This is a genomic window from Nocardioides sp. B129/18 (assembly GCF_055282735.1).
In genome coordinates, this window is the sequence record NZ_JBUZJI010000050.1 from 1 (window position 1) to 7,236 (window position 7,236).

Annotated in this window: 7 protein-coding genes and 1 pseudogene; 2 read left to right on the forward strand and 6 right to left on the reverse strand. The window is 72.3% G+C overall.

Annotated elements, in window-relative coordinates; translation table 11 throughout:
- From ACZDWJ_RS19470 to ACZDWJ_RS19495, 6 genes and pseudogenes are all read right to left on the reverse strand, one after another.
- Positions 1-485 (reverse strand): annotated as a pseudogene (locus ACZDWJ_RS19470) (flagellar motor switch protein FliN); the annotation flags it as partial.
- Positions 482-1,441, reverse strand: a complete 960-nt coding sequence (locus ACZDWJ_RS19475; RefSeq protein ID WP_463523801.1) for a flagellar motor switch protein FliM — start codon at positions 1,439-1,441, stop codon at positions 482-484. The gene ACZDWJ_RS19475 and the pseudogene ACZDWJ_RS19470, both read right to left, overlap by 4 nt.
- Before the next feature lie 181 nt (positions 1,442-1,622).
- Positions 1,623-2,057: a flagellar basal body-associated FliL family protein gene (locus ACZDWJ_RS19480; protein WP_463523803.1), complete on the reverse strand. Its 435-nt coding sequence runs from the start codon at positions 2,055-2,057 to the stop codon at positions 1,623-1,625.
- The gene (locus ACZDWJ_RS19485) at positions 2,057-3,100 is read right to left on the reverse strand and encodes an OmpA/MotB family protein (protein WP_463523805.1); all 1,044 of its coding nucleotides are present in this window, start codon (positions 3,098-3,100) and stop codon (positions 2,057-2,059) included. The genes ACZDWJ_RS19480 and ACZDWJ_RS19485 overlap by 1 nt, the downstream gene beginning before the upstream one ends.
- Positions 3,100-3,873, reverse strand: a complete 774-nt coding sequence (locus tag ACZDWJ_RS19490; protein ID WP_463523807.1) for a flagellar motor protein — start codon at positions 3,871-3,873, stop codon at positions 3,100-3,102. Before ACZDWJ_RS19490 ends, ACZDWJ_RS19485 begins: the two co-directional genes overlap by 1 nt.
- A complete protein-coding gene (locus ACZDWJ_RS19495) occupies positions 3,873-4,301 on the reverse strand; it encodes a flagellar FlbD family protein (protein ID WP_463523809.1) in 429 nt (142 codons plus the stop codon). Before ACZDWJ_RS19495 ends, ACZDWJ_RS19490 begins: the two co-directional genes overlap by 1 nt.
- 301 nt (positions 4,302-4,602) lie before the next feature.
- Here ACZDWJ_RS19495 and ACZDWJ_RS19500 point away from each other — a divergent pair, with 301 nt between their 5' ends.
- Positions 4,603-5,916, forward strand: a complete 1,314-nt coding sequence (locus ACZDWJ_RS19500) for an HNH endonuclease (protein ID WP_463523811.1) — start codon at positions 4,603-4,605, stop codon at positions 5,914-5,916.
- Positions 5,917-5,995: 79 nt separating this feature from the next.
- Positions 5,996-6,799 (forward strand): alpha/beta fold hydrolase, encoded by an 804-nt coding sequence (locus ACZDWJ_RS19505; protein ID WP_463523813.1) that lies wholly within the window; start codon positions 5,996-5,998, stop codon positions 6,797-6,799.
- Positions 6,800-7,236 lie beyond the last annotated feature (437 nt).

Below are 7,236 nucleotides of genomic sequence, written 5' to 3' on the forward strand. Positions count from 1 at the left end.
CCGCCCCCGGCCAGGGCCGCGGCGACGGCCTGGGCCAGCGTCGGGTCGGGCACGAGCAGGGCGGCGGAGATGCCGCTGCCGAGCAGCGGGACGGCGGTGAACGCGCCGGCGCCGCCGACGAGCTCGTCGAGGACGAGCGCGAGGTCGAGGGTGCGGGCGGCCTGCGCGGAGGCGCCGAGCACGCCGGCGGCGGCGTCGAGGGCGGGCTGGACGGCGGCGGCGAGGTCGAGTCCGCCCATCGGGCTGGACTGCAGGGCCGCGACGAGGTCCTCGCCGACGAGCACCGCGATGCGGCCGGTGACGGCGCCGGCGAGGTCGACGACCGCGGCGCCGGCGAACAGGCCGGTGACGTGCTCGGTGCCGGGCTGCGGGTCGCCGGCGGCCAGCGGCTCGCTGGAGGGCAGGACGGAGGCGACGGCGGAGGCCGCCTCGAGGGCCAGACGGCCGGCGCCGTCGAGGCCGGCGTCCATCGGGAGCGTGGTCATCGGTTCTCCTGCGGGGTGGTGACGATGAGCGCGGCGAGGCGGGGTCCCCGGGCCCCGGCCGTCGCGTGGGCGAAGACGGTGTCGTCGACGGTGACGTCGAGCGGGGCGGCGGCCGGGTGCGCGAGGCGCAGGACGTCGCCGGGCTGGAGCGAGGCGAGCACCTCGGGGTCGATCCCGGTGGTGCGGAAGCGGACGCCGACGTCGACCGGCACGTCCTGGAAGGCGACCTGGAGCAGCTCGGCGGCCTCGGCGCGCAGGGCCCGCTCGCGGTTGGAGACCGGGGCGGGCGCGGCGGCGGCCGTCAGGTGCGGGTGGAGGCCGGTGAACGGCAGGCACACCGACATGCGGTGCGGCCGGTCGTCGATGCGCAGCTCGAGCTCGATGACCACCATGACGTCGGCGACGCCGGCGGCCTGCGCGAACTGCGGGCTGTACTCGACGCCGGTGACCTGCGGGTCCAGCGCGACGATGGCGGCCAGCGAGTAGCGCATCTCGGCGAGCAGGCGCTCGACGAGCCCGGCCGCGATGCCGGCCTCGATCTCGGTGAGCGGTCGGTGCGGCTGGTTCGCCGTGCCCGGGCCGCCGAGCATGTGGTCGACGCACGACATGACGGCGTTGAGCGGCAGGTCGAGCATGCCGCGGCCCGGCATCGGGTCGGTCGTGTAGAGCGTCAGGTACGTGGTGGCGTCGAGGGAGTCGACGTACTCGGCGTAGGTGCGCTGGTCGATCGTCGTGAGCGTGACCGAGCAGACGCTGCGCAGCGCCGAGGTGAAGACCGTCGTGGCCTGGCGGGCGAACCCGTCGAAGCCCAGCTGCAGGATGCGCTGGTGCTCGCGGGAGAGCTGGATGGGACGCCGGAAGTCGTAGGTCGTCGGCGTGCCGCCGCGGGCGGTGCGACGGCGGGCGCGGGCAGGCGTCGACCCGGATCGGGGAGTGGCCGGTGCCGGCGACGTCATGCTCACGACGCCCCGGATCGGCCCTGCCGAGGGGGACCTGAGGCGAACCGCGTCGACACGCCGCGGAAGGGCACGTCGGAGCGTCGAGATGGCCCGGACGGGCCATGCGGCCTGACCCCGTCGGGGGACGGAGAGTCAGGTGAGGTGAGGGGGGATGGGGTGCTCGCGGGGGAGCAGCCCGTCACTGCATGACGAACTGCGTGAAGTACACCCCCATGACCTCGTCCTCGTAGGAGTGCTCGAGCTCCTTGGTGAGCTCGGCCTTGAGCTTGACGCGCTCCTTGGGCTTGGAGAGCTCCTCGATGCTCTTGCCGCTGAACAGCTCGATGGTGGCGTCGAGGGCCTTCGATCCGTCGAGGGCCTCGGCGGCCGCGTCGGTCTGCTGGAGCGCGATGCCGATGCGCAGGTAGTGGCCGCCCTCGAGGTTCACCTGGATCGGCTCCAGGGGGGTGACGACGCCCGGCTTGGGCGCCGGCTTCGCGCCCTCGGCCGGCTTCGGCTTGAGGACGAACCAGTACGCGGCGGCGGCGACGACGAGCACGCCGACGATCATGATGATGAGCTTCTTCTTGCCGCCCTTGGCCTCGGGCTCGGAAGCGGCGGGGGTGGCGGCCATCAGTGGGCTCCTTCGTGGGTCGTGGCGGTGTGGTCCTCGGCGGCGGACGCGGTGCCGCCGCCGGAGGTGCGCGCGGAGCCGGTGCTCCGGGCGGAGGTGGTCCGGGCGTCGGCGAGCGTGCCGGCGGACGGCAGGCCGAGGGAGTCGGCCGCGTCGGGCAGCTGGCTGGCCGTGGAGGCCGCCAGGCCGGTGAGCACGACGATGTCGACGCGCTTGTTGATCTCCTGCGACTCCGGACGGCTGACGGGGATCAGCGGCTTGGTGTGGCCGAAGGCGGCCAGCCGCAGCCGGGAGGCCGGCACGTCGAAGGTCTCGTTGAGCCGGCGCAGCACGGTGACGGCACGGGCGGCCGAGAGGTCCCAGTCGGTGCGGAACATCTTCGGCTTCACCTTCTCCTGGTTGGTGTGGCCGTCGATCTCCAGGTCGCTGTCGATCTTCGCGAGCGCCGGGCCGAGGGCGTCCACGACCTCCTGGCCGCGGGCGGAGAGCACGGCGGAGTCGGCGGCGAAGACGATGTGGCGCGAGACGAGGCTGACCACCAGGCCGCGCTCGTCGTAGCTGGTGGTGACGTCGCCCTGCAGGCCCTTGGCCTTGAGCGCCGCCATGAGCCTCTTGCGCACGTCGTCGAGCCGCTCGACCTCGGCGCGCGCCGCGGCGTACTGGCGCTGCCGGGCCTGCGCGGACTGCTGCTGCAGGCCCTGCTGGACGGCGTCGTTCACCATCGTCGCCTGCTCGGTGGAGAGGTCCTCGCTGGAGAGGTTCGGGGCGACGGGGCCCATCGCCGAGACGCCGGGCTGGTCCTGGATCGACGGGTTGCCGTCGAGCACGGAGTCGGACTGGCCGAAGCCGGCCGCGAGGCCCTCCTTGAGCTCGTTGAACTTCTTCTGGTCGACCTGGCTCATCGCGAACATGACGATGAACAGCACCATCAGGAGCGTCACCATGTCGGCGTAGGTGACCAGCCAGCGCTCGTGGTTCTCGTGCTCCTCGTGCTCCTCGTGCTTGGGACGACGGCGTCCGCCGTGTCCGCCGTGGCCGCTCATCAGGCGGCCTCCGCGGCGGGCGGCTGCTGGTCGCCGGGCAGCAGCGAGGTGAGCTTCTGGGCGATGACGCGCGGGTTCGAGCCGGCCTGGATGGCGGCGACGCCCTCGATGATCAGCTCCATGCGCTGCGCCTCGAGCTCGCTGAGCCGCTTGAGGCGGCTGGCGATGGGCAGCCAGATGACGTTGGCCGACATGACGCCCCACAGGGTCGCGATGAACGCGGCGGCGATGAGGTGGCCGAGCTCGGCGGGCTGGGCGAGGTTCTCCAGCACGTGCACCAGGCCCATGACGGTGCCGATGATGCCGATGGTGGGCGCGTAGGCGCCGGCGTCGGCGAAGAACTTCGCGGACTGCTTGTCGGCCTTCTTCTTCGCCGCCACCTCGGCCTCGAGGATGTCGCGCACCTCGTCGGGGTCGGTGCCGTCGATGGCCATCGTGACGCCCTTGACGAGGAACTCGTCGGGCATGTCCTTGACCATCTCCTCCAGGGCCAGCAGGCCCTCGCGGCGGGCCTTGTCGGCCAGGGAGACCACGGCGGGGACGACGTCGGACGCCGGCTTCACGCCGCCGGTGAAGGCGGTCTTGAGCGCGCCGAGCGAGCTCTTGAAGTCGCCCATCGTGCCGCCGGCCATGCTGATGAGGATCGTGGTGCCGAAGACGAGCAGCATCGCGGGGATCTGGATGAGCGCGGCGGGGTTGCCGCCCTCCATCACGTTCGCCGCGACGATGACGACCATGCCGACGCCGATGCCGACCGGGGTGGCGATGTCCATCAGCTGTGCTCCTCGGGGGTGGAGTGGTGGTCCGCCGGGGTGGCGGCGGACCGGACGGTGTCGCCCGATCGGGGGGCGTCAGGGCGCACCGTCCGGTCCTCGTCCGCAGCCTGGGGGGCGACCACGGTGAGGGAGGGCCGCGGCGTCGCGCTGCGCGGACGCACGGCCTGCTCCGGGGGCTCGTGATGGGTCGCGACGAGCGCGAACCCGTGCTGGTCCACGGAGGGCACGCGGACGTACCCGCTCAGGGCGACGATCTCGGCGCGATGCGCGCGGATGATCGCGATGACCTCGGTCACCGACTCCGCGACGACGTACTTCTTGCCGTCGACCAGCGTGATGATCGTGTCGGGGGTGCTCTCGACCCGCTCGATCAGATCGGAGTTCAGAGCGAACGCCGATCCGGACAGACGCGTGAGCGTGATCATGGGGCACCCTCCCTGGTGCGTGGGGGCGACGGCCTTCCGTGGCCGTCACGTCTCCCATCGGCACGCGTCTCAGGGACCTGAGGGGCGGTGTGCTGGTGTCGTCGGGTCTGTCCGTGGGTGCTTCCGCCGCGGCTGGGCCCCTGGTTCGCTCTGCTCCGAAGGCGCAGTTAGGCGGGCGGGGGTTCGGGCCCCTGCACTGGTGCGCCGTCCGCCGGTGGTCGAGCTCGTCGAGACCCCCGCGCCCGCTGGAATCCCTGTGCACAAGCCTTCTTTTCGAACTGATGTTCTAGTAGAATGAGGCATGGCCACTCGGAAGTCCCGCCTCCTGCGCGACAGCGACCTGCTGCGCGCTGCGATGCAGGCCAAGCAGGGTGCTGAGGCCCTGGAGCGGGAGGCCTTCCAACTGGCTGCTGACTGGGCGATCACCCACACCGTTGCGGACGAGGTGGATGCGGCGTTCCGCGTGGGCACGCACTGCGAGGTGTCGATCGCCGGCCCGGGTGCGCCGATGGTCTCGGAGTACGGCTGCGTCGAGATCGCAGCAGCCCTTGGGATGTCCACTGACGCGGGGCGGTACTACGTGGGCCACGCCCTCGAGGCGTGCACGCGTCTCCCGCGGCTGTGGGCACGCCTCGTCGAGGGCGAGGTCACCGTCGCCCAGGTCCGGCGGATCACCGAGCACACGATGGTGCTCTCCTTCGAGGCGGCTGCTCGGGCGGATCAGCTCCTCGCCGCCTATGCGCATTCCGTGGGGCGGCGAGCGATCGAGAACGCGATCAACCTCGCCGAGCAGCAGGTCGACCCCGATCTCGCGGCCCTGCGCCAGCGGCTGGCTCGTGACGACCGGCGCTTCGACGTCGCCGTCGCCCAGCCCAGCCTCGATGGCACGGTCGACGTGCACGGCCGGATGGACCGCGAAGATGCGATCGACCTCGACGCCGCCCTCGCCGAGCTGGCCCACCAGGCCCTCGCACTGGGCTCCACCGACTCCCTCGACGCGCGGCGTGCGTGGGCCGCCGGCCAGCTCGGGCGCCAGCACCTCGACCTCACCGAGTCGGTGGTCGAGCCTGTCGAGACCCCCGCGCCCGCCCGCCGACGCGAGACGATCCTCTACGTCCACCTCTCCCCCGACGCGCTCGGCGAGATCGGCCCCATCACGACGCTCGAGTCCACCCGCTCCCCGCTCCTCCTCGACGCCGCCAAGAGCTGGTGCGCAGGCTCGTCGAAGGTGACGATCAGGCCGATCCTCGACCTGGCGGCCGAACGGCATTGCGAGTCCTACGAGGCCGCACCCCTCTTGCGGGAGCAGGTCATCGTCCGCGACCGCACCTGCGTCTTCCCCCACTGCCGACGCCCCGCCAGGCGCGCCGACCTCGACCACATCCAGCCCCATGCCAGCGGCGGCCCGACGTCAGCGTCGAACCTCGCGTGTCTCTGCAGGCATCACCATCGATCGAAGACGCACACCGGATGGCGGTACCGACCCGACCCCGACCATCCCGGCCATCACCTCTGGACCAGCCCGACGGGCGTCCACTTCAGGAGAGGCCCCACCGGCACCGCGATGCTCCCCGACCGAACGCTGGTCGAGCCTGTCGAGACCCCCGCACCCTGACAGCCAGCTGAACCCACACCCCGCCCGTGACCGCGACCCGGTCCCGGGCTCGAGGTGCGCCCTGGACCAGACTGCGGGGGTGGCGATCAGCGAGCACCGGGTGGAGCGGGCCGACGGGGCGTGGGTGGCAGCGCAGGTCGGGGGAGCGGGAGCGGGGGTGCCTCTGCTCCTGCTGCAAGGCCAGGCCTGCTCCCACCGCTGGTGGGACGTGCTGCGCGAGCGGTGGGAGGCCGAGCGCCCGACGATCACCCTCGACTACCGCGGCACCGGGGCGACCACGGATCCCGGCGGCGACCTGTCGACGCGGCTGCTGGCCGAGGACGCGGTGGCGGTGCTCGACGCGCTCGGACACCCGCGGGCCGACGTCTACGGCACCTCGATGGGCGGGCGCGTCGCGCAGATGCTCGCCGCTGAGCATCCCGGCCGGGTGCGCACCCTCGCGCTGGCCTGCACCTCGCCCGGCGGACCGCATGCCGCGGAGCGTGGCGCGGAGGTGCGGCGGGCGCTCGCCGATCCCGACCAGCAGGTGCGCACCGCGACGATGGCCGACCCCTTCTTCACCCCGGCCTGGACGGGCGACCGCGTCACGTCGCCTCTCTTCGGCGACCCGACGATGACCCCGGCCGACCGGCAGCGACACCTGCGCACCAGCGCCCGGCACGACGCCTGGGACCTGCTGCCGCGGATCACCGCACCGACCCTGGTGCTGCACGGCGTCGAGGACCGGATGACCCCGGCCGGCAACGCCGCCCTGATCTCGGGCCGGGTGCCCGACGCCCGCGTCCACCTGCACCCGCAGGGACGCCACGGCCTCTTCGCCGAGTTCGCCGATGATCTCGAGCCGCTCCTGCGAGAGCTCTGGGAGGGTCGGGCCCAGGGCTGAACGCACGCGGGGGCTCGCCGTCCGGCGAGGCCCCGCGTGCGCGTGGTGGATCACCTCTTGCATCGGAATCAGGGGGGTGTCTCATCTCGGCGCCCGGTTGCCCCTGCCTCCGCGTGTCTCCGGTGCGCTGACGCGCGACCGCGGCGCGCCTGTCTCATCAGGAGACGAGCGCTTGTCGCGTGGTCCGGCGGGACGCCGGTAGGCCTCAGCGTCGCGTGTGCGGAGGGTTTCGATCGTCCACTGCGTGCGAAACCCGAGGCGACTGCGTCAGCGGAAGGTCGGAGGTGCGCGGAACCACACCGGTGTAACTAGTGGCGTAGACTTGGCATCAAAGGCAACAGACCCCAGGGCAGAGACGGCCTCAGTCCACAGATGGGGGAAGTGGGTCTGCTGCACGGATAGGTGACATCTGATCTGCGTCGATGTGTGTCGGCGCT

Bases quoted from the DNA above. Each gene is read 5' to 3' on its own strand.
- ACZDWJ_RS19475 (WP_463523801.1), bottom strand. From the start codon at position 1,441: ATGACGTCGCCGGCACCGGCCACTCCCCGATCCGGGTCGACGCCTGCC.
- ACZDWJ_RS19480 (WP_463523803.1), bottom strand. From the start codon at position 2,057: ATGGCCGCCACCCCCGCCGCTTCCGAGCCCGAGGCCAAGGGCGGCAAG.
- ACZDWJ_RS19485 (WP_463523805.1), bottom strand. From the start codon at position 3,100: ATGAGCGGCCACGGCGGACACGGCGGACGCCGTCGTCCCAAGCACGAG.
- ACZDWJ_RS19490 (WP_463523807.1), bottom strand. From the start codon at position 3,873: ATGGACATCGCCACCCCGGTCGGCATCGGCGTCGGCATGGTCGTCATC.
- ACZDWJ_RS19495 (WP_463523809.1), bottom strand. From the start codon at position 4,301: ATGATCACGCTCACGCGTCTGTCCGGATCGGCGTTCGCTCTGAACTCC.
- ACZDWJ_RS19500 (WP_463523811.1), top strand. From the start codon at position 4,603: ATGGCCACTCGGAAGTCCCGCCTCCTGCGCGACAGCGACCTGCTGCGC.